General features: G+C 67.1%; 24 protein-coding genes. 15 read left to right on the top strand and 9 right to left on the bottom strand.

The window, feature by feature from the left end:
- Nucleotides 1–82: 82 nt before the first annotated feature.
- Nucleotides 83–1,120, bottom strand: a complete 1,038-nt coding sequence (gene pspF / locus DI605_RS02655) for a phage shock protein operon transcriptional activator (RefSeq protein WP_293968665.1) — start codon at nucleotides 1,118–1,120, stop codon at nucleotides 83–85.
- A 176-nt stretch (nucleotides 1,121–1,296) separates the two neighbouring features.
- On the opposite strand from pspF, the gene DI605_RS02650 reads away from it, so the two are divergent.
- The 8 genes from DI605_RS02650 (at nucleotide 1,297) to DI605_RS02615 (ending at nucleotide 4,911) form a co-directional block, all read left to right on the top strand.
- Nucleotides 1,297–1,800, top strand: a complete 504-nt coding sequence (locus tag DI605_RS02650) for a TonB family protein (protein WP_293968663.1) — start codon at nucleotides 1,297–1,299, stop codon at nucleotides 1,798–1,800.
- Between the two features lie 116 nt (nucleotides 1,801–1,916).
- Nucleotides 1,917–2,597 (top strand): phage shock protein PspA, encoded by a 681-nt coding sequence (pspA, locus tag DI605_RS02645; RefSeq protein ID WP_293968894.1) that lies wholly within the window; start codon nucleotides 1,917–1,919, stop codon nucleotides 2,595–2,597.
- Between the two features lies 1 nt (nucleotide 2,598).
- Nucleotides 2,599–2,898 carry an envelope stress response membrane protein PspB gene (gene pspB, locus DI605_RS02640; protein WP_293968662.1) on the top strand — a complete coding sequence of 100 codons (300 nt, stop codon included), beginning with the start codon at nucleotides 2,599–2,601 and terminating at the stop codon, nucleotides 2,896–2,898.
- A gap of 40 nt (nucleotides 2,899–2,938) precedes the next feature.
- Nucleotides 2,939–3,328, top strand: coding sequence for an envelope stress response membrane protein PspC (gene pspC, locus DI605_RS02635; protein ID WP_293968661.1), 390 nt, complete (start codon nucleotides 2,939–2,941; stop codon nucleotides 3,326–3,328).
- Nucleotides 3,329–3,358: 30 nt separating this feature from the next.
- The gene (locus tag DI605_RS02630; RefSeq protein ID WP_293968659.1) at nucleotides 3,359–3,655 is read left to right on the top strand and encodes a hypothetical protein; all 297 of its coding nucleotides are present in this window, start codon (nucleotides 3,359–3,361) and stop codon (nucleotides 3,653–3,655) included.
- A 14-nt stretch (nucleotides 3,656–3,669) separates the two neighbouring features.
- Nucleotides 3,670–3,939 carry a hypothetical protein gene (locus DI605_RS02625; RefSeq protein WP_293968892.1) on the top strand — a complete coding sequence of 90 codons (270 nt, stop codon included), beginning with the start codon at nucleotides 3,670–3,672 and terminating at the stop codon, nucleotides 3,937–3,939.
- On the top strand, nucleotides 3,939–4,184 hold the full coding sequence (locus DI605_RS02620; protein ID WP_293968657.1) for a hypothetical protein: 246 nt from the start codon (nucleotides 3,939–3,941) through the stop codon (nucleotides 4,182–4,184). The genes DI605_RS02625 and DI605_RS02620 overlap by 1 nt, the downstream gene beginning before the upstream one ends.
- 4 nt (nucleotides 4,185–4,188) lie before the next feature.
- Nucleotides 4,189–4,911 (top strand): NAD-dependent deacylase, encoded by a 723-nt coding sequence (locus tag DI605_RS02615; protein ID WP_293968655.1) that lies wholly within the window; start codon nucleotides 4,189–4,191, stop codon nucleotides 4,909–4,911.
- Nucleotides 4,912–4,947: 36 nt separating this feature from the next.
- On the opposite strand, the gene DI605_RS02610 is transcribed toward DI605_RS02615, so the two are convergent.
- The 4 genes from DI605_RS02610 to DI605_RS02595 form a co-directional block, all read right to left on the bottom strand.
- Nucleotides 4,948–6,123: a VWA domain-containing protein gene (locus DI605_RS02610; RefSeq protein ID WP_293968653.1), complete on the bottom strand. Its 1,176-nt coding sequence runs from the start codon at nucleotides 6,121–6,123 to the stop codon at nucleotides 4,948–4,950.
- Between the two features lie 30 nt (nucleotides 6,124–6,153).
- Complete coding sequence (locus tag DI605_RS02605; protein WP_293968651.1) at nucleotides 6,154–7,800, bottom strand: hypothetical protein; 1,647 nt, start codon at nucleotides 7,798–7,800, stop codon at nucleotides 6,154–6,156.
- 65 nt (nucleotides 7,801–7,865) lie between these two features.
- Nucleotides 7,866–8,711: a MoxR family ATPase gene (locus DI605_RS02600; protein WP_293968649.1), complete on the bottom strand. Its 846-nt coding sequence runs from the start codon at nucleotides 8,709–8,711 to the stop codon at nucleotides 7,866–7,868.
- Between the two features lie 118 nt (nucleotides 8,712–8,829).
- The gene (locus tag DI605_RS02595; RefSeq protein ID WP_293968647.1) at nucleotides 8,830–9,096 is read right to left on the bottom strand and encodes a hypothetical protein; all 267 of its coding nucleotides are present in this window, start codon (nucleotides 9,094–9,096) and stop codon (nucleotides 8,830–8,832) included.
- A gap of 186 nt (nucleotides 9,097–9,282) precedes the next feature.
- Here DI605_RS02595 and DI605_RS02590 point away from each other — a divergent pair, with 186 nt between their 5' ends.
- The 7 genes from DI605_RS02590 to DI605_RS02560 all read left to right on the top strand — a co-directional run bounded on the left by DI605_RS02590 (nucleotide 9,283) and on the right by DI605_RS02560 (nucleotide 15,149).
- Nucleotides 9,283–9,921, top strand: a complete 639-nt coding sequence (locus tag DI605_RS02590) for a phosphoribosylanthranilate isomerase (RefSeq protein ID WP_293968645.1) — start codon at nucleotides 9,283–9,285, stop codon at nucleotides 9,919–9,921.
- Nucleotides 9,918–11,150 carry a tryptophan synthase subunit beta gene (gene trpB / locus DI605_RS02585; RefSeq protein ID WP_293968643.1) on the top strand — a complete coding sequence of 411 codons (1,233 nt, stop codon included), beginning with the start codon at nucleotides 9,918–9,920 and terminating at the stop codon, nucleotides 11,148–11,150. Before DI605_RS02590 ends, trpB begins: the two co-directional genes overlap by 4 nt.
- A complete protein-coding gene (gene trpA / locus DI605_RS02580; protein WP_293968641.1) occupies nucleotides 11,147–11,971 on the top strand; it encodes a tryptophan synthase subunit alpha in 825 nt (274 codons plus the stop codon). The genes trpB and trpA overlap by 4 nt, the downstream gene beginning before the upstream one ends.
- The gene (accD, locus tag DI605_RS02575; RefSeq protein ID WP_293968639.1) at nucleotides 11,968–12,822 is read left to right on the top strand and encodes an acetyl-CoA carboxylase, carboxyltransferase subunit beta; all 855 of its coding nucleotides are present in this window, start codon (nucleotides 11,968–11,970) and stop codon (nucleotides 12,820–12,822) included. The genes trpA and accD overlap by 4 nt, the downstream gene beginning before the upstream one ends.
- Nucleotides 12,823–12,837: 15 nt before the next feature.
- On the top strand, nucleotides 12,838–14,163 hold the full coding sequence (locus DI605_RS02570; protein ID WP_293968637.1) for a folylpolyglutamate synthase/dihydrofolate synthase family protein: 1,326 nt from the start codon (nucleotides 12,838–12,840) through the stop codon (nucleotides 14,161–14,163).
- 73 nt (nucleotides 14,164–14,236) lie between these two features.
- Nucleotides 14,237–14,680, top strand: a complete 444-nt coding sequence (locus DI605_RS02565) for a DUF6628 family protein (protein WP_293968635.1) — start codon at nucleotides 14,237–14,239, stop codon at nucleotides 14,678–14,680.
- Between the two features lie 46 nt (nucleotides 14,681–14,726).
- Nucleotides 14,727–15,149: a vgr related protein gene (locus DI605_RS02560; RefSeq protein ID WP_293968633.1), complete on the top strand. Its 423-nt coding sequence runs from the start codon at nucleotides 14,727–14,729 to the stop codon at nucleotides 15,147–15,149.
- Between the two features lie 69 nt (nucleotides 15,150–15,218).
- Here DI605_RS02560 and DI605_RS02555 read toward each other — a convergent pair whose 3' ends face one another.
- The 4 genes from DI605_RS02555 to plsX all read right to left on the bottom strand — a co-directional run bounded on the left by DI605_RS02555 (nucleotide 15,219) and on the right by plsX (nucleotide 18,006).
- Nucleotides 15,219–15,566 (bottom strand): MerR family transcriptional regulator, encoded by a 348-nt coding sequence (locus tag DI605_RS02555; RefSeq protein ID WP_293968631.1) that lies wholly within the window; start codon nucleotides 15,564–15,566, stop codon nucleotides 15,219–15,221.
- Nucleotides 15,567–15,577: 11 nt separating this feature from the next.
- Complete coding sequence (locus DI605_RS02550; protein WP_293968629.1) at nucleotides 15,578–15,877, bottom strand: integration host factor subunit alpha; 300 nt, start codon at nucleotides 15,875–15,877, stop codon at nucleotides 15,578–15,580.
- Between the two features lie 126 nt (nucleotides 15,878–16,003).
- A complete protein-coding gene (locus DI605_RS02545) occupies nucleotides 16,004–16,966 on the bottom strand; it encodes a beta-ketoacyl-ACP synthase III (protein ID WP_293968627.1) in 963 nt (320 codons plus the stop codon).
- Nucleotides 16,963–18,006, bottom strand: a complete 1,044-nt coding sequence (plsX, locus tag DI605_RS02540; RefSeq protein ID WP_293968625.1) for a phosphate acyltransferase PlsX — start codon at nucleotides 18,004–18,006, stop codon at nucleotides 16,963–16,965. The genes DI605_RS02545 and plsX overlap by 4 nt, the downstream gene beginning before the upstream one ends.
- Nucleotides 18,007–18,013 lie beyond the last annotated feature (7 nt).

Raw genomic sequence — 18,013 nt, 5'->3', positions numbered from 1 at the left:
TGTTGCGAGTCGTTAGCAATTGTGGGTGCGAAGCCGGGCCCTCGGAAGTCGGATGGCGCCGGCAGTTTCGGGCTCCGCGGGCTCAGCCGCCGGCCGCGCTCCTCTCCAGCAGATCGTGCCGCCGCAGCGCATGGCGCAGCTGATCGTAGGTGAGCTTCAGCGCCAGGGCGGTCTGGCGCTGGTTGAAGCGACACCGCGTCAGTGCCGCCTCCAGCAGCATCCGTTCGTGCGCGTGACAGGCGGCGCGCAGATCGTCGCAGTCGCTCGGCATCGGGGCGGCCGGCGGCGGGGCTGACGCGGGGAGGGGAGCTGCCGCCTCCGCCGCTGGCTTCAGCGCGGCGAGGCCCCAGGGTGAGGCGAAGGGATCGAAGCTGACGGCGTCGATCGGCCGGCTTTCATCCTCCCAGCGATAGACGGCGCGTTCCACAACATTGCGCAGTTCGCGCACATTGCCGGGCCAGCCATGGTCCTGCAGCGCGGCACCCGCCTGCGCGCTGAAGCCGGGCCAGCGTTCCCAGCCGATCTCCAGCGCCATGCGCTTTCCGAAATAGTCGGCCAGCACGGGCACATCGCCCTCACGGGCGCGCAACGGCGGCAGCGTTATGACCTCGAAGGAGAGGCGATCCAGCAGATCGGGCCGGAAGCGCCCTTCCTCGGCCATTTTCGGCAGATGTTCGTTGGTGGCCGCCACGATCCGCACGTCCACGCGCACCGGGCGCGAGGCGCCGATCCGGGTGACCTCCCCATATTCAACCGCGCGCAGCAGCCTTTCCTGCGCGCCCATGCTGAGCGTGGCCAGTTCGTCCAGGAAGAGGGTGCCGCCATCCGCTTCCTCGAATCGGCCGGCGCGTGCGCGCGTCGCGCCGGTGAAGGCGCCGGCCTCATGGCCGAACAGTTCGGCCTCGATCAGCGTTTCGGGCAAAGCGGCGCAGTTCAGCGTGATGAGCGGAGCAGCCCAGCGTCCGGAAAGGCGATGGAGTCGTTCGGCGACCAGCTCCTTGCCCGTGCCGCGTTCGCCGATCACCAGCACGGGCCGATTGAGCGCGGCGGCGCGGCTCGCGCGTTCGACCGCGTCGAGAAAGGCCGAGGATTGGCCGATGAACTGAATGTCGCGATCCATTGCTGCTATTTGGCGCATTTTACCACTTGTTGGCAAATACTTCCGTCGCCGCGAGCAGGGGAAATTTATCAAAGCTGAATGAAATCAATCACATCAAGAATTGGCACGCCTCCTGCAATGCAAGGGGCAACACCGGATTGCCGGTGTGAAGGTTCTGAAAGATGGGAGATTTCACGATGTTCACGTTCGACAAATCCGATGTTCAACGGCTCGCGGTTTCGATGATCGGCGCCGCCGCCCTTACCGCCACCTGCGTTGGCGCGGCGATCGCTCCGGCCCGCGCGGCGACCCCGGTCACCACGGTCGATGGCTGGCAGGCCAATGTCGAGCGGCAGCTGGAAATGGGCTCGGATCGCTATTCGCTGCGCATGGACAGCGGCAAGCGCGCCGAGGCGGTCCTCGCCGTCCGCTTCACCGCCGAGGGCGATTATGCCGGCGCCGAGATCGCCCGCTCCAGCGGCAGTGTCGTGGTCGATCGGCACGCGCTGAACGTTGCCTCGCACATCAAATATCCGCAGCTGCCCAGCGAGCTTCGCGGTCAGCCGCAGACGGTGGCGATGCGCATCTATTTCGGCCGCGCCGACAATCAGCAGCAGCTGGCGGACATGCAGCGCGATGTGGAAAGCGTCCGCCTCGCCGATGCCGGCCGGATCGGCAACGGCACGGCAGCCGCGAAGTGACGATGATGCCGGGGTCGGCCCTTTCCCCGCTGCCGGCCCCGGCGCTATCGTGGGGCGATTGGAAGGCGAAGGCCGACCAGCCGCCGCGCGAGACAGGTTTCAAGGAGTATTTCATCATGGGCATCTTCTCCCGCACGCGCGACATCATCGCCGCGAACATGACCGATCTGCTCGATCGGGCGGAGGATCCCGCGAAGATGATCCGCATGATCATCCTCGAGATGGAAGAAACCCTGGTCGAGGTGCGCGCTTCCGCCGCCCGCCACATTGCGGACCAGAAAGAGATGCGCCGCCAGATCGGCAAGCTGGATCAGGTCCAGGAAGGCTGGATGGAGAAGGCCGAGCTGGCGCTCTCCAAGGGCCGCGAGGATCTCGCCAAGGCCGCTCTGGTCGAAAAGCAGAAGGCCGGAGACCTGGCCGATCAGCTGAAGGACGAGATCATTCAGATCGACGAGGCGCTTCATGCCTGCGAGGCGGACATTGCCAAGCTGCAGAACAAGCTGCGCGAAGCGCGCGCGCGCCAGAATTCGATCGCCACGCGCCTCGAATCGGCGCAGAATCGCACCCGGCTGCGTGAAATGTATGCCGGGCAGAAGGTGGAGGAGGCGTTCAGCCGCTTCGATGTGCTGGAGCGTCGGGTCGACATGGCCGAGGGCCGCGCCGACGCCGCCGGCCTCGGCGTGCAGAAGAGCCTCGAGGAAGAGATTGCCGAGCTGCGTTCCGCCGACAAGGTGGATGCCGAGCTGGAAGCGCTCAAGGCCCGCGCCCGCGCGCGCCTGACCGATCAGGAAGGCTGAGATGGTGCACGAACTGATTCCGCTGACCGCGATCCTCTCGATCTTCGTCGGCCTGCCCTGGCTGATCTTCCACTATGTCACGCAGTGGAAGAAGTCCGGCTCGCTGTCGATCGAGGATGAGAAGCTGCTCGATGAGCTGCACGATCTCGCCCGCAGGCTGGATGACAGGCTTGCCACGATCGAGCGCATCGTCGCCGCCGACAACCCGCATTTCCGCCGTCCCGAGACCGAGCGTCTGATCGACGATCGCGAGGACGATCATGTGTTCGATCGCATCGCCGAGCGCCGCCGTCAGCGCTGAAGCGCCCCGGATACGCTCTCAAACAGGGAAGGATATCGAGATGACACCGAGCCGTACCCGCTTCTATCTCGACAAACGCAACGGCAAGTTCATGGGCGTCTGCTCCGGCGTTGCCGATTATACCGGTATCGATCCGCTGCTGATCCGCGTCGGCTTCGTGCTGATCGGTTTTGCCACCGGCTTCATGGGCGGCGGCCAGCTGCTCGCTTATTTCCTGGTCGGCTGGCTCGCGCCGGACAAGCCGAGCGAGTTCGACTATCAGGATCGCGAGGATCGCAAATTCTGGCAGGGCGTGCGCGCCAAGCCCGCCAATTCGGTGCGCGATGTGCGCGCCCGCTTCCGCGATATCGATCGCCGCCTGGCCGATGTCGAAACGCATGTGACCAGCGAGAATCGCCGCCTTGCGGATGAAATCGAGGCGCTGCGCTGAGGCGCGCGACGGAACAGGGGGAAGAGTGTCATGAGCCAGCTGGCGTTGCTGATCCCGATCGCGGCCATCACCATCGGCCCGATATCGTGGGTGGCGAACAACTGGGTCCGCGCCCGGCACGGTTTCGCGCCGAGCCGCTACAAGGATCGCGGTGACGATCCGGATGCCGATCGCAAGATCCATCTGCTGACGAACGAGAATGAGCGGCTGACCGGCCAGATCTCGCGCCTGGAGGAAAGGATCGCGGTGCTGGAGCGGATCGCGACCGATCCCGCCGGGCGGCTGGAGCGCGAGATCGAGCAGCTTCGCCACACACCGACCAACTGAGGACCAAGGACGTGATCGAGTTCGCACCCTTTCTGATGGTTGTCGCGATCGTCGCGATCGTCTCGTTCACCCGCCTCCAGCGCGCCCGCCTCGATGCGGGGCGGGTGACGGGCCGCGCGGGGCCGGAAGATCCCGATGCCGCCCGCCTGCAGGGCGAGATCCGCCAGCTCAAGGATCGCATCGCCGTGCTGGAACGGATCGTCACTGATGGCGATCACAATCGCGGTCTCGCGCTGGAGCGGGAGATCGAGGCGCTGCGCGATGCCCGTGAGGGAGCCAAGTGATGCCCGAGACGCTTTCCACCACCCTGATCGCGCTGACCTCGCTGGCTGGCGTCATTGTCCTCGCTCTTGCCGGCTTGCGCGCCTGGCACGAATGGATCGAGTTGCAGCGCCACGCGCTTTCGGGTGGCCGGCGCGATCCGGATGCGCGGACGCCGACCTCGCCCTCCGCCGCGCGCATCGAACTGGCGGATCTGCGCGAGCGCGTCCGCAAGCTGGAGGCGATCGCCGCCGGCGTCGATCTCTGATCCGATGGTGGTGCCCGCAAGCAGCCCCACCAGCAGCATCGTCGTCCTCACGGGGGCGGGTGTCTCGGCCGAGAGCGGACTCGCAACCTTCCGGGGGCCGGACGGGCTGTGGGAAGGGCATCGGGTGGAGGATGTCTGCACGCCGGAGGCCCTCGCCCGCGACGAGGATTTGGTGCTGCGCTTCTATGATGCGCGCCGCGCCGCGCTCGCCACGGTGGAGCCCAATGCCGCGCATCATGCGCTCGCGCGGCTCGATGCCGAATGGCCGGGCGAACTGATGATCGTCACCCAGAATGTGGATGATCTGCACGAACGGGCGGGCGCCCGGCGGCTCGTCCATATCCATGGCGAATTGCTGTCCGCGCTGTGCCGTGCCTGCGATGCGCGCGCGCCATTCGCGGGCGCCATGCGCGAGGGCAAGGTGTGTCCCGCCTGCGGGGCGGATGCGCTTCGCCCCGATATCGTGTTTTTCGGGGAGATGCCGTACGAAATGGCGCGGATCGAGCGGGCGCTGATCGACTGCGATCTGTTCGTCTCGATCGGCACATCCGGCGCCGTCTATCCGGCCGCGGGCTTCGTCCGGATCGCGAACGCCGCCAATGCCGCGACGCTGGAGCTTAATCTCGATCCGTCCGCCGGCAGTTATCATTTCGATGATGCCCGCCACGGCCCGGCCAGCCTGCTCGTGCCCGAATGGGTCGATTCGCTGCTGGCCGCCGCCGGCTGAGAATCGTTCTCGGGCGCCACGCGCGCCCGATGCGTGCTACGCCTGTCTCCGGGCGAGGCATCGCATCGCATCCTCCAGCCCGGCCAGCGTCATCGGGAACATGCGGTTGCCCATCAGTTCACGGATCATCCGCGTGGATTGCCCGCCCCATTGCTCGCGCGGCACGGGATTGAGCCAGGCGGCGCTCGCATAGACGGTCGTCAGCCGCCGCATCCACATGGCGCCGGCTTCAGGATTCATATGCTCCACCGATCCGCCGGGGTGGCTGATCTCATAGGGGCTCATTTGCGCATCCCCCACAAACAGCAACTTATAGTCGCTGCCGAATGTGTGGAGGATCTCCATCGTCGGCGTCCGCTCCTGGAAGCGGCGCGCATTATCCTTCCACACGCCTTCATAGATGCAATTGTGGAAATAGAAGAATTCCAGATGCTTGAATTCGGATGTGGCGGCCGAGAACAATTCCTCGCACGCGCGCGCATGCGGATCCATCGATCCGCCGACATCCAGGAAGAGCAGCAGCTTCACGGCGTTGCGCCGCTCGGGCCGGAGCGCGATATCGAGATAGCCCTTTCGCGCCGTGCCGGCGATCGTCTCACCCAGATCCAGCTCGTCGGCCGCTCCCTCCCGCGCGAAGCGGCGCAGGCGGCGGAGCGCCAGCTTGATTGTCCGCGTGCCCAGTTCCTGCCGGTCGTCCAGATTGCGGAAGGCGCGCTGTTCCCACACCTTGATCGCGCGCCTGTGCCGGGATTCGCCGCCGATGCGGATGCCCTCGGGATTGTAGCCGCCATTGCCGAAGGGCGATGTGCCGCCGGTGCCGATCCATGTGTTGCCGCCCTGATGCCGGCCTTTCTGCTCCTCGAGCCGCTGCTTCAGCGTTTCCATGATCTGGTCCCAGGAGCCGAGGGATTGGATCCCGGCCATCTCCTCCGGCGTCAGGAATTTCTCCGCGATCGCCTTCAGCCAGTCCTCCGGGATCCCGGCCGTCTCCTCGCCCGCGTCCACAAGCCCGCGGAAGACGTGGCCGAAGACCTGGTCGAAGCGATCGATCAGGCTCTCGTCCTTCACGTAGATGGATCGGGCGAGATAATAGAAATGCTCCGGGCTGCGGTCGATCAGGTCGGCCTGCAGTGCTTCCAGCAGCAGCAGATGCTCCTTCGGCGTGGCCTTGATGCCCGCGCGGCGCAGTTCTTCGAGGAAGGAAAGGAACATCGCCCGTCAGGATGCCATGGCGTGCCGGCTCTAGAAAGCGGAGGATGTCAGCTTCGTGTCCGCCTTCGCCCATGCCGTCGCCAGCGCGCTTTCGGTCCCGGCGCCGCGCGCCACAGCCAGACCATATAGCGCCCAGCCATTGGCCGGATTGCGGGCGAGATCCTCCTCGAAGATGCGCGCGGCGCCTGTCTTGTCGCCGCTGGCGAGGAGGGCCGCGCCCAGCAGGTGGCGCGTCGGAAAGAATTCGTCCTGCGGTTCGTCATAGGCCAGCTTGTCCTCGATCGCGATCGCCCGCCGCAGCACGGGCACGGCGGCGGCCGGGCCGCGTTCGGCGCCAGCAATGCGCGCCTCCGCGCGCAACTGGCCGATCCGGTAGAGGTCGATCGCGCGGTTCATCGCCTGCACGGCGTCCGGCGGAGTCGCGGCGATCAGCGTGGCGGCCGTCGCCAGCTCCGCTTTGGCTTCGCTCGCACGCCCCAGCGCCGCCAGCGCCACGGCGCGCGACTGGTGATAATTGATCGTCGCCCCCGGCAATTGCGCGGCCGGCGCGGGCGCAGCCAGCATCTCTGCCCACAGGCCGAAGCGCACATAGACGTCGAACAGGCAGGTCGCCTGCCAGTCATAGCCGGGCATGGCCGTCAGCATCGCATCGGTGGCGAGCGAGCGGACCGCCCGTGCCGCCTCGATCGCCTCCGCGCGCCGCCCCTCCATCGCCGCCGCGCTCGCCAGGAACTGGTAATTGTGGATCAGATACATCGGATAATAATCGGGTGGCGCGGTCTGCTTCAGATAAGCGAGATCCGCTGCCGCTCCCTTCCGGTTGGCCTCCGCCGCCTCCTCGTAACGGCCCACGCGCTGCATGATGTGCGCCGGCATATGCTCCATATGTCCGGCAGCGGGCATCATGCCCACGAGCCGCTCGGCCGAGGGCAGCGCCCGTTCGGGGTGGCGGGAAGCCTCGACGGCGTGGATCCAGTAATGATTCGCGCCGGGATGGGCCGGGCTGGCCGCCAGCGTTCTTTCCAGCGTCGCCAGGATTTCCGGCGTGCCGGCGGCCGGCTGTCCGTCCGCCGTCCACAGCTTCCACGGGTTGGCCGTCATCAGGGCCTCGGCGAACAGCACCTGCACGTCAGCATCGGCGGGATAGGCGGCGGCCACCTCGCGCATCGCATCGGCATAGGCCGTCAGCACCGGACCGATATTGCCCGCGTCCAGCGCCGTGCTGCCGGCATAGCGGGTTGCCACCGCCGCGATCAGCGCGCGCTCCACCGGGCGCGCGTCCGGTATGGCCTGCGCCGCCCGCAAAGCTGCCTGGCCCACGATCGCGCGGGCGCCGGTCATCATCGGCATGTTGTAATTCGGCCCCAGCGTCAGTGCGACGCCCCAGAGGCACATGGCGCAGGCGGGATCCAGCATGGCCCCCTTTGCGAAGGATCGGGTGGCCTCGTCATGGTTGAAGGCCCAGAGAAAGCGCATCCCCTGATCGAAATAGGCCTGCGCCTGCGGGGATCGGGTGGTTACGGCGCGGTGGAAGTTCCCTAGCCCGTCGAACAGCATCGCGCCCCGCGCCCAGCCGTCGAGCGTTTCGGGCGGCCCGGCGGGATGCTGATGATCCTGCGCGGGCGCGGCCACCGCGATCCAAAAGGCCAATCCGGCCACGATCCCCCTGCGAACCATCAACTTTTCCCCCCCCGCTCCGACATCGAAACTATCATCGGGGCGGGATTGCGGCCAGTGCGGTCCTATTGGAGGCCGCGTCGCGTGAGGAAGGCGAGGCGTTCGAATAGCATCACATCCGCCTCGTTCTTCAACAGGGCTCCGTGGAGCGGGGGCACGGCCTGGCGGCTGTCGCGCGATTGCAGCGTTTCCAGCGGCATATCCTCGTAGAGCAACAGCTTCAGCCAATCGATCAGTTCGCTGGTGGAAGGCTTCTTCTTGAGGCCAGGCACCTCCCGCACCTCATAGAAGATGTCGAGCGCGCGGTGGACCAGCAACTTCTGGATTCCCGGAAAGTGCACGTCGACGATCGCCTGCATCGTCTCGCGATCGGGAAAGCGGATATAATGGAAGAAGCAGCGGCGCAGGAACGCGTCCGGCAACTCCTTTTCGTTATTGGAGGTGATGATGACGATCGGGCGTTCGGCGGCGGTGATCGTCTCGCCCGTCTCATAGACGTCGAAGCTCATCCGATCGAGTTCCTGGAGCAGATCGTTCGGAAATTCGATGTCGGCCTTGTCGATCTCGTCGATCAGAAGCACGGGCAATTCGGGGCTGGTGAAAGCCTCCCAGAGCTTGCCCTTGCGGATATAGTTGCGGATGTCGTGAACGCGAGCATCACCCAGTTGCCCGTCGCGCAGACGGGCGACCGCATCATATTCGTAAAGGCCCTGCTGCGCCCTGGTCGTCGACTTCACGTTCCAGGAAAGAAGCGGCGCGCCGATCGCGGCGGCGATTTCCTGCGCGAGCACCGTCTTGCCAGTGCCCGGCTCGCCCTTCACCAGCAATGGCCTGCGGAGGCGAACGGCGGCGTTGACCGCGACCTTCAGATCTTCGCCGGCAACATAGCTGGCGGTGCCCTCGAAACGCATGCCTGCTCCTTTCGGGACGGTGGGCGTGTTCGGGGGCTAGAGGTGGCGGGGGCCAGACGCAAGCACGGGCCGGAGCGCCTGTGCGCTCCGGCCCGTCATGCTCGCGTTTCCGCGAAAATCAGTTGATGCGGGCAGTCGGCGCGTCGTAGCGTACGTCGGTGTGGTCGTAACGACCGCTGACCTTGCCGTTCACCAGCTTCAGGTCGAACGTGCGGCCCGAGCCCAGTTCCTTGCCGGTGATGCGGGTGGTGCCGTTGTCGTCGGTGATGACATTGGCCTCGTAGCGGATGCCGTCACGCTCGAACGAGAGCGGAGCAACCTGGGTCTGCGCCACGGCCGGAGCGGCAACGACGAGCGCGAGAGCAGGAAGAGCGAACTTGATCATGGCAGTCTCCAGTGATGTGGGTCTGCCTCTGCCTAGACGATGATGATGTTCTGTATTGCGCTGCAACAACTGCCCGGATCGGCCGAATGCTGCAACTGCGAAGCGGGAAGACTCGATTGCATTTTCCGCAACCATGGACTGCGCTTTACGCGATCATGTTCGCGATAAACCCGCTAAAGGGGCGCGATGCGGGTTCAGGCGAAGATATGCGGGCTCTCGACGCCGGAGTCGGTCGAGGCGGCGTTGCACGGTGGGGCTTCCTGGCTGGGGTTCGTGATGTTTCCCCGCAGTCCGCGCAATGTTTCGCCGGATCAGGCGGCGGCGCTGGCTTCCGCCGTGCCTGCCGGGGTGGGCAAGGCGGCCGTGCTCGTCGATCCGGATGACGAGCTGGTGGCGCGTGCCATCGCGGCCGGGATGAGCCTGCTGCAGCTTCACGGGCATGAAACGCCCGATCGCGTTGCTGCGCTGCGGCAACGATTCTCAGTTGAAATCTGGAAGGCCGTTCCGGTGCGCACGCGTGCCGATCTGGCGGGGGCGGCTGCCTATCGCGGTGTCGCCGATCGCATTCTCTACGATGCCAAGACGCCGGATGGCGCGGCGCTGCCCGGCGGCATGGGGCTGCGCTTCGACTGGGCGCTGCTGCGCGGCCACGATCATCCGCTGCCCTGGGCGCTTTCCGGCGGGCTCGATGCCGGCAGCGTGGCGGAGGCCGTCTCGGTCACCGGCGCCCGGATCGTGGATGTCTCCTCGGGCGTCGAAAGCGCACCGGGCGTCAAGGATGTGGACAAGATCGCCGCCTTCCTCCAAGCGACCGCCCGCTTATGACTCTCGCCAACAGCCTCCGCTCGCAGCCCGATGCACAGGGCAATTTCGGCGCCTATGGCGGCCGCTACGTCGCCGAGACGCTGATGCCGCTCATCCTTGAGCTGGATCGCGAATATCGCGCGGCCAAGGCCGATCCGCTCTTCCGGGCCGAGCTGGAAAGCCTTGCCAAACATTATGTCGGCCGCCCCAGCCCCCTTTATTATGCGGAGCGACTGACCGAGACGATCCGCCGCGATGCGGCGCCGGGCATGGGCGCCAAGGTCTATCTGAAGCGCGAGGAGCTGAATCACACCGGCGCGCACAAGATCAACAACTGCATCGGCCAGATCCTGCTCGCCCGCCGCATGGGCCGCACGCGGATCATCGCGGAAACGGGGGCCGGCTCGCATGGCGTGGCGACGGCCACGGTCTGCGCGCGCTTCGGGCTCAAATGCGTCGTGTATATGGGCGCCAAGGATGTCGAACGGCAGCAGCCCAACGTCTTTCGCATGAAGCTGCTGGGCGCGGAGGTCATCCCGGTCACCAGCGGCGCGCAGACGCTGAAGGATGCGCTGAACGAGGCGCTGCGCGATTGGGTCGCCAACGTCCACGACACCTTCTACCTGATCGGCACGGTCGCGGGTCCACACCCCTATCCGGAGCTGGTGCGCGATTTCCAGTCGGTGATCGGTACGGAAGCGCGCGCCCAGATCCTGGAGGCGGAAGGCAAATTGCCCGATCTGCTGGTGGCGGCGGTGGGCGGCGGATCGAATGCGATCGGCCTGTTTCACCCTTTCCTCGATGATCCCGAGGTGGCGATGCTGGGGGTCGAGGCGGCGGGCCTGGGCGTGGATACGGATAAGCATGCCGCCAGCATCGGTGGCGGCAGCCCAGGCATCCTCCATGGCAATCGCACCTATCTGTTGCAGGATGAGGATGGCCAGATCATCGAGGCGCACTCCGTATCGGCCGGGCTCGATTATCCCGGGATCGGGCCGGAACATGCCTGGCTGCACGATATCGGCCGCGTCGCCTATGAAGGCGTGACCGATCAAGAGGCGATCGATGCCTTCACGCTGCTGGCCGGCGTGGAAGGCATCATTCCCGCGCTGGAAAGCGCCCATGCGCTTGCCGCCGTGCCCGCCAAGGCGAAGGCGATGCGGGAGGATCAGATCATCCTCGTCAACCTTTCCGGCCGGGGCGACAAGGATATGGCCACCGTTGCCGCCTCGCTGGGGGTGCAGATATGAGCCGCATCGCCGCTGCCTTCGCCCGCGCCCGCGCCGAGGGGCGCGCCGCGCTCGTCACGTTCATCACGGGTGGGGATCCCTCCGTGGAGGCGACGCCCGCCATCCTCGATGCGCTCGTCGCGGGCGGTGCGGACCTGATCGAGCTGGGCCTGCCCTTCACCGATCCGATGGCGGATGGCCCGGCCATCCAGCGCGCCAATCTCCGCGCTCTGGCGGCCGGCGCCACCACGGCGAGGATCATGGAGATCGCCGCCGGTTTCCGGGCGCGCCATCCGCACGTGCCGCTGGTGCTGATGGGCTATGCCAATCCGATGCTGCGGCGCGGGGCGGAGGCGTTCGCCGGATCCTGCGCCGAATCCGGCGTGGATGGCGTGATCTGCGTCGATATCCCGGCCGAGCAGGATGCCTCGCTCGGGCCGGCTTTGCGGGCGCAAGGGATCGCGTCCATCCGTCTCGCCACACCGACCACCGATGCCGTGCGCCTGCCGACCGTGCTGGAGGGGGCGGATGGCTTCCTTTATTATGTGTCCGTCGCCGGCATCACCGGCAGCCAGCAGGCTGCGCAGGCGAGCATCGAGGACGCCGTCACGCGGCTGAAGGCGTCCACCGATCTTCCCGTCGCGGTCGGCTTCGGCGTGCGCACGCCCGCGCAGGCCGCCGCGATCGGCCGGGTGGCCGATGGCGTCGTCGTCGGATCGGCCATCATCGATGTCATCGCGCAGGCCGCGGCCTCGGGCGGTGATCCGGCCGCCGCCACGCGGGAGATCGTGGCGGGGCTTTCCGGCGCGCTCGCCGGTGCAAGACAGGAGCAGGCCGCATGAGCTGGCTGGATCGCGTCCGCAATGCCGTTCCCTTCCTCCAGAAGAAGGAAACGCCCGACAATCTCTGGCACAAATGCCCGAGCTGCGGGACGATGGTGTTCACGCGCGAATATGAGGAAAATCAGTCGGTTTGCCCGAAGTGCGATCATCACGGCCGCATCGGGCCGGATGCGCGCTTCGATTCGCTGTTCGACAGTGGCGTCTATGTGCCGCTCCCCAATCCGCAGGTGCGGGAGGATCCGCTCAAGTTCCGCGATTCCAAGCGCTATGTGGATCGCCTGAAGGCGGCGCGGACGAATACGGGCGAAAGTGATGCGCTCGTGAATGCCAGCGGCCGGATCGAGGGGATGAAGGCGATCGTCGGCGTCCAGGATTTCGCCTTCATGGGTGGATCGATGGGCCTTGCGGTGGGCGCGGCCTTCGTGGTCGGCGTCGAGGCGGCGATCGCGGAACATTGCCCCTACATCATCTTCACGGCCGCCGGCGGCGCGCGCATGCAGGAAGGCATATTGAGCCTGATGCAGATGCCGAAGACGACCGTGGCGATCCAGAAGCTGCGCGAGGCGGGCCTGCCCTATATCGTGGTGATGACGGATCCCACCACGGGCGGCGTTACGGCCAGCTATGCGATGCTGGGGGATGTGCAGATCGCGGAGCCGGGCGCGCTCATCGGCTTCGCCGGCCAGCGCGTGATCGAATCCACGATCCGCGAAAAGCTGCCCGAAGGCTTCCAGCGCGCCGAATATCTGCTGTCGCATGGCATGCTCGATATGGTCGTCCATCGCCACAAGCTGCGCGCCGAGCTTGCCCGCCTGATCGGCTATCTCTGCGGGGATCGGGCCGCTGCCTGATAGGGGCGTTCGCTGATGGCGGACCACGCCGTTTCCTCCGATCCCGCCGTCCAGGCCCAGCTCGATCGGCTGTGGTCGCTGTCGCCCGGCGCCGACATTCTCGGGCTGGAGCGGATCACGGCGCTGCTCGCCCGGATCGGCGATCCCCATCGGTCGCTGCCGCCCGTCTTCCACGTCGCCGGCACGAACGGGAAGGGATCCACCTGCTCCTTCCTGCGCGCGGGGCTGGAGGCGGCGGGCTTCAAGGTCCATGTCTATACCAGCCCGCATCTGGTGCGCTTCAACGAGCGGATCCGGATCGCCGGCAGCCTGATCGATGATGCGCTGCTGGCCGCCCTGCTGGCCGAGGTGCTGGATGTCGGTGCCGATATCGGCGCGAGCTTCTTCGAGGTGACGACGGCGGCCGCCTTCCTCGCCTTCGCGCGGATTCCCGCCGATGCCTGCGTGATCGAGGTGGGGCTGGGTGGCCGGCTGGACGCCACCAACGTGATCGAACATCCGCTCGTCTGCGGCATCGCCCAGCTGGGGCTGGATCATCAGCAATTCCTGGGCGATCGGATCGAGACGATCGCCGCCGAGAAGGCCGGCATCGCCAAGGCGGGGGCGCCGCTGGTGACGCTCGATTATCCGGCGCGTGTCGCCGCGCCGATCGATCGCGCGGCGGAGGCTGCCGGCGCGATCCGGCTCGCTGCGGGGCGGGATTGGTCGGTCGACGGCACGCGCGGGCGGCTCGCCTATCGCGATTCGGCGGGTGCGCTGGATCTGCCGTTGCCTCGGCTGGCGGGAGCGCATCAGGCCGACAATGCCGGGCTCGCCATCGCGATGCTCCGCCATCAGCAGGCGCTTGCCGTGCCGCCGGCGGCGTTGCGCGCGGCGATGGGCTGGGCCGAATGGCCTGCGCGACTCCAGCGGATCGAGCGCGGTCCGCTTCCGACCCTGCTGGCGCCGGGCAGCGAGCTGTGGCTCGATGGCGGGCACAATCCCGCGGCCGGCCGCGTGATCGCCGAATATTTCCGCCTCCGCGTCGCCCCCGGCCGGCGCTTTCACATCCTGCTCGGCATGCTGGACAACAAGGATCTGGCCGGCTTTCTGGAGCCCTTCGCCGGCAGCGGCGCTATCATCCATCCCCTGCCGGTGGCGGGACATGCGCATCATTCGCCCGCTGCGATCGCCGCCGCCGCCAATCGCGCGGGGCTTGCGGCGCGCGCGGGCGGCAGCGTCGAACAGGCGCTCGGCGCGGTCGCGTCCGAGCATGATGATCCCGCGCCCGTCGTGCTCATCGCCGGATCGCTTTATCTGGCGGGCACCGTTCTTGCGGCCAACGGTTCGCCGCCTGCCTGATCTGTCCACCTTATTGCGATTGACTTGCAATAGCGGCAATGCCAGCATTCTTCCGTCGGACAAGGAGACGGTGATGCAAGCGAGCGGTTCCCAGGCAGCCGGGATGCTGCCCTTTACGGTTCCGGAGAGCGCCTATGCGCGGCTGCTGCTCTATGCGGTGCGGCGGATGGCGGCCGGCGGCCTGGATGATGCGTTCGCGGCGCAGGCCCTGATCGGGGGCTTCGGCATCAATTTCCGTCGCCCGCTGATCCTGTTGCGCGCATTCATGGGCGAATCGGCGCGGATCGCGGGCAAGAAGCTGATGGTCGCGCCCTGCTGCTGCGGGCGGATGACGGGCGACGAACGGGCCTTGCTCTCCTCGGTCGCGCTGGCGCAGGATCATCCGGAGCTGGCGCATGATGCGCTGTCGGAGACTCTCGGCGTGAAATCCTGCCTTGGCCTGCTCACGAGCGCACAGGCGGTGGCGGCAAGCTTCGCCGATCTCGGCATGCCGCTGTCGCCCGTACTGGAGAGTTGATCCCACGCGCCTGCGCTTCTCCCGCGATCCCGGCCGGCCGCTCACGGTGGGCGAGGCGGCGCTGGCGGCGCAGGCTTTCGGGGCTGGCCTCGATCCCGCGCGCGTGCGCGTCCATCGCGCGCGCTGGTGGCCGCTCCAGCCCAGAAACGTCATCATGGCCCCCGATGGGGACATATGGGTCCATCCGCACGACGGCCTGTGGCGGGAGGATTATGCGACGGCGGAATGGCCGCTGCGCGCGCTGTTCGTCCACGAACTGACGCATGTCTGGCAGCATCAGGCGGGCCTGTTCCTGCCGCTGCGCCGCCATCCCTTCTGCCGCTACACCTATGATCTCGCGCCCGGCCTCCCGCTGGAATCATACGGGATCGAGCAGCAGGCGATGATCGTCCAGCACGGCTGGTGGCGCCTCGCCCATGGCGAGGACCTTGGTCCCTATGGAGCGCTCCTGCCGGCCGTTCGTGGCTGAAGGGGGGCGGCCACCTAGCCGCTGGCAAGACGAAAACGATGCCGCAGGGCCAGCCGGTCCTTCAGCCCTTCACGCCGATCGCCGCGCATCCTCTACCAGCGCCAGCGCCAGCGCATCGCGAATCGCGCGGAGCGGGGAAACGGGCGGTACGGTCACGCCGCCCTTCCTCGCTTCCTCGGCCAGCTGCTTCTGCACGCCCTTGATCGTATAGCCGTCCTGATTCAGCAGCTGGTTGATGCGCTGCACCAGCGCCACATCGGCCGGGCGATAATAGCGGCGGTTTCCCGCGCGCTGGAGCGGTTTCACCTGCGGGAAGCGCGTTTCCCAGTAACGCAGGATGTGCTGCGGCAGGCCGAGCATCTCGGCCACCTCGCCGATCGTGCGAAAGGCCCCGTCGGACTTGCCGCTTTCCGACATCGCCGGCTGGATCAGCCGGCCTCGACGATGCTGTCGCGCATCGCCTGGCTCGCACGGAAGGTCAGCACGCGGCGCGGCGCGATCGGCACCTCGATGCCCGTCTTGGGATTGCGGCCCACGCGCTGCGCCTTGTCGCGCAGTACGAACGTGCCGAAACCGGAAATCTTGACGTTCTCGCCCCGATCCAGCGCGCCGCACATATGGCCCAGAAGATCCTCGACGATCTCGGCGCAGCCCGCGCGGGAAAGGCCGATATTCTCGTGGACGATCTCCGCCAGGTCGGCACGCGTCAAAGTCCCCGAATCGACCATCTTTTTCCCCCTAAACCCAGATTTGCCGTTCTAGCCCGGCTTTGCCGCTGCCAGCAAGTTGAAGCGATGCGGTGTAAGGGCTTGTTTCGGAGCGCGAGACGGCGCGCGCCCGTGCGCCCGTGCGAATCAGAAGCGCAGCGCGGCCGCGCCCCAGGTGAAGCCGCCGCCCATCGCCTCCAGCACCACCACGTCGCCGCGCCGGATCCGCCCGTCGCGCACGGCCTGGTCCAGCGCCAGCGGCACGGAGGCGGCCGATGTGTTGGCATGCTGGTCGACCGTGACGATCACCTTCTCGGCAGCGAGGCCCAGCTTGCGCGCGGTCGCGTCCAGGATGCGGCGATTGGCCTGATGCGGCACCACCCAGTCTATGTCGCGCGTCTCCAGGCCGGCCTTGGCGACGGCCTCTGTCAGCACGGCGGCGAGATTCACCACCGCGTGACGGAAGACCTCCTGCCCCTTCATGCGGAGCTTGCCGACGGTGCCCGTGGTGGAAGGGCCGCCATCGACATAGAGGAGCTGGTTGTGCCGCCCGTCGGCGTGGAGCGCGACCGAGAGGATGCCGCGATCCTCGCTCTCCTCCGCCCGCAGCACGATCGCGCCGGCACCGTCGCCGAAGAGCACGCAGGTCGTGCGATCCTCCCAGTCCAGGATCCGGCTGAACGTCTCCGCGCCGATCAACAGCGCGGTGCGGGCGCTGCCTGCGCGGATCATGCTCTCCGCCACGGAAACGGCGTAGAGGAAGCCGGAGCAGACCGCCGCGACATCGAAGGCCACGCAATCGGTGATGCCCAGCATATGCTGGATCTTGGTGGCGGAGGCCGGGAAGGTCTGGTCGGGCGTCGCCGTTGCCAGCACGATCAGGTCGATCGCGGAAGCGTCGATCCCGGCGGCGGCCAGCGCGTTGCGCGCGGCATCGGCGCCCAGCGTGGCGGTCGTCTCGTCGTCGCCCGCGATATGGCGTGCGCGAATGCCGGTGCGCTCGACGATCCACTCGTCGGATGTGTCGACCGTCTCCGCCAGTTCGTCGTTGGTCACGCGCCGCTTCGGCAGCGCGGATCCCGTACCGGCGATGACGGCACGCAGCGTCATGCGACCGTTTCCGCCGTGGCGCCGCGAGTGCGGGCCAGATCCTCGGCGATGCGATCGGTGATGCGCGCACGGGCGAGCTTGGCCGCCACCGCGATCGCATTGGCGAAGCCCACGGCGGATGCGCTGCCATGGCTCTTCACGACCGTGCCGGTCAGCCCCAGGAAGACGGCGCCGTTGCGCGTATTGGGATCCAGCCCCTGCCGCAGCAGGGTGATCGCGGGGCGCGAAAGCAGGAATCCGAATTTTGAGCGGAGCGAGCTGGTGAAGGCACGGCGGATCAGATCGCCGATGAAAGTGGCGGTGCCTTCCGCCGTCTTCAGCGCGATATTGCCGGAAAATCCATCGGAAACGATCACGTCTGCCTCGCCCCGGCCCAGCGCGTTGGCTTCGATGAAGCCGTCGAATCGCAGCGGCAGGTGCGGCGCGCTGCGCAGCAGGGCGGCAGCCTCGCGCACTTCGTCCGTGCCCTTCATCTCCTCGGTGCCGATGTTCAGCAGGCGCACCGAAGGCTCGGCCAGTTCATGGACGATTCGGCTATAGGCCGCGCCCATCACGGCGAACTGGAAGAGATTGCGCGCGTCGCATTCCGTGTTCGCGCCGAGATCCAGCATCACCAGATCGTGCGTGCCGAGCGTCGGCAGCAGGGCGGCGAGGGCGGGCCGGTCGATCCCGGCGATCGTGCGCAGCGCCACCTTCGCGGTCGCCATCAGCGCCCCGGTATTGCCGGCCGAGACGGCGGCGTCGGCCGCGCCGTCCTTCACGGCGGCGATAGCCAGGCCCATCGAGGTCTTCTTGGCGCGGCGCAGCGCGGCGCTCGGCTTTTCCTCGCCCGAAACGATTTCGGGCGCATGGCTGATCGTCACGCGATCGCCCAGCGCCCTGTGGCGCGCCACGATCGGCACGAGAATCGCCTCGTCGCCGAAAAGCGTGAAGGAAAGGGCCGGATCGTGGCGCAACGCATGGGCGACGCCGGCGACGGTCGTCTCCGGCCCAGTGTCTCCGCCCATCGCGTCGATCGCGAGATGCGGTGCCCCGCTCACGCCCGCT

This window comes from Sphingomonas sp. (genome assembly GCF_003248515.1).
Classification (GTDB): Bacteria; Pseudomonadota; Alphaproteobacteria; order Sphingomonadales; family Sphingomonadaceae; genus Sphingomonas_I.
Note: the sequence above shows the minus strand (reverse complement) of the source record. Positions and strands in the feature narration are given on the sequence as shown.